We start from the raw sequence: 2,192 nt of genomic DNA on the forward strand, positions 1-2,192 counted from the left end.
CCCCCGGTGCGCCCCCCCCTCCACAACTGCGACACCTGCGACCGGGCCTTCCGCGCCCCCGCGCCGGGCCACTGCCGCGACTGCCGGGAGCACCCGGCCCGCTGAGGCGGGAGCCGGGTCGCCGAAGATGATCGCGTGGCACACCTTTCGACAGATGTACGGTCCGCTCTGCGGTTCTTCGCGTTCTACCTGGGCAACGGCACGCTGGACGTCGAGTTGCTGGACGGCATCGACTACCGCGCCCACCTGCTCGAGTACGGCTCGGACCTGGAGATGATCTTCGCGATCTACGCCAACGTCCTCGAGATCGACGAACACGGGCAGACCCTCAACGACGGCGACGCCCAGTACCGCGTCGCTCAGTGGATACGTATGACATGCGATCCCGGCTACGAGGTGGACCCTCCGTTCGAGGCGTGGGAGACCGAGCTGCACGGCCCCTGACGGGACCGCCGGGAGGACCGCGGCCGGCCCCGCCTCGTACGCTGGACCCCATGACCGAACTGCCCGCCCGGCGTCTGCTGCTCGTGCACGCGCATCCTGATGACGAGTCGATCAACAACGGCGCGACCATGGCCAAGTACGTGGCCGAGGGGGCGCACGTGACTCTGGTGACCTGCACGCTGGGGGAGCGGGGTGAGGTGATCCCGCCGGAGCTGCGGCATCTGGAGGGGTCCGCGCTCGGGGCGTACCGGAGGGGCGAGCTGGACGCCGCCCTCGGGGAGCTGGGGGTTCGTGACGTGCGGGTGCTCGGGTACCAGGACTCCGGGATGATGGGGCTCGCGGACAACGACGACCCCGCCGCCTTCTGGCAGGCCGACCTCGACCAGGCCGCCGGAGCGCTCGCCGACGTGATGCTGGAGGTCCGGCCGCAGGTCGTCGTCGCGTACGACGACAACGGCGGATACGGCCACCCCGATCACATCCAGGCCCACCGCGTCACCATGCGCGCCGTCGAGCTGGCCGCCGGCCGGGGGCACCGGGTGGACAAGGTCTACTGGAACCGCATGCCCCGCTCGGTCGTCGAGGACGCCTTCGCGCGGCTCGCCGAGGAGTTGCCCGGCCTGCCGTTCGGCAAGAGCGCCGACATCGCCGACCTGCCCGGCGTGGTCCCGGACGAGCGGATCACCACCGCCGTCGACGGCACCGCGTACGCCGCCGCCAAGGCCGCCGCGATGCGCGCCCACGCCACCCAGATCACCGTGGCGGGCGACTACTTCGCGCTCTCCAACGACCTCGCCCAGCCGCTGTTCGGCACCGAGTACTACGAGTTGGTACGGGGCAGCGCCGCACCCGGCGAGACCGACCTCTTCGCCGGAGTGGAGGTGGCGTCATGAGCAGCTCGATGCTCGCCCAGCCCCTGCAGCGCCCCTCCCTCGGCCGGATGGCCGCGCTGCTCGGGCTCGCCCTGCTCGGTGCGGTCGTCGGCGTCGCCGGGGCGCTGGTGCAGGCCGCCTGGTTCCCGCTCGGCCTGCTGCTCGCCCTCGCGGGCGCGGGTGGCCTGTTCCTCGGCGGCGGCTACGCGCTGCGCGGCCGCTCGGGCGCGGTCGCGCCGGTGCTCGGCTGGGTCGTCGCGGTCATCCTGCTCACCGCCAGCCGCCCGGAAGGTGACTTCCTGTTCGGCGCGGGCGGCGGCTCGTACGTCTTCCTGCTCGGCGGCATGGCTCTCGCTGTGATCTGCGCCACCTTGGCCCCCGGACGGCAACCCGACGCCGACTCCGACCGACTTGGCAAGTGACGTACCACTTCGCGGGGCCCTCGTGCGGGTCCGGTGCGGATTTCCCCGGCGGTCGTGGGATTCGCGCCAGAGGTGGCCAGTATGGTGGTGCGCGCCGCCGAGATGCCCGCTGAGGTCGTGACGGGCGGCGGAGCCAACCGGGAGAACCTGCCTTGAGTCGTGAAACTGACACTCCGTCCTCCGGGCCCAACGGGCGCGGCGGAGCCGCATACCCCTCCGGCACCCCGCCGTACGGGACCCCCATGGCTTCCGGCGACGGGGCCGGTGCGGGAAGCCCGGACGCGCGTCCCGAGGACCGCAAGACCGAGACCACGCTGACCACGCGCATCCGGATCAACATCCCCGGATCGCGGCCGATTCCGCCGGTCGTCGTGCGCAAGACCGTCGACGGCGCCCCGGCCGGCGAGAGCGCCGGCGACGAGCCGGCCGCCGACGCGCGGCCCGAGCCCGCCAC

Annotated in this window: 3 protein-coding genes and 1 pseudogene; all 4 read left to right on the plus strand. The window is 72.7% G+C overall.

The annotated features are described in order from the left end of the window. The first annotated feature begins 135 nt into the window (after window positions 1-135). Window positions 136-444: a DUF7677 family protein gene (locus CCN33_RS30215; protein ID WP_086696479.1), complete on the plus strand. Its 309-nt coding sequence runs from the start codon at window positions 136-138 to the stop codon at window positions 442-444. Window positions 445-494: 50 nt separating this feature from the next. After that, window positions 495-1,337 carry an N-acetyl-1-D-myo-inositol-2-amino-2-deoxy-alpha-D-glucopyranoside deacetylase gene (gene mshB / locus CCN33_RS30220; RefSeq protein WP_086696480.1) on the plus strand — a complete coding sequence of 281 codons (843 nt, stop codon included), beginning with the start codon at window positions 495-497 and terminating at the stop codon, window positions 1,335-1,337. Then, window positions 1,334-1,738 carry a DUF6113 family protein gene (locus CCN33_RS30225; protein ID WP_086696481.1) on the plus strand — a complete coding sequence of 135 codons (405 nt, stop codon included), beginning with the start codon at window positions 1,334-1,336 and terminating at the stop codon, window positions 1,736-1,738. The genes mshB and CCN33_RS30225 overlap by 4 nt, the downstream gene beginning before the upstream one ends. A 152-nt stretch (window positions 1,739-1,890) precedes the next feature. Next, window positions 1,891-2,192: pseudogene (locus CCN33_RS30230) on the plus strand (hypothetical protein); the annotation flags it as partial.

The organism is Streptomyces recifensis, assembly GCF_002154615.1.
Lineage (GTDB): Bacteria > Actinomycetota > Actinomycetes > Streptomycetales > Streptomycetaceae > Streptomyces > Streptomyces griseoluteus.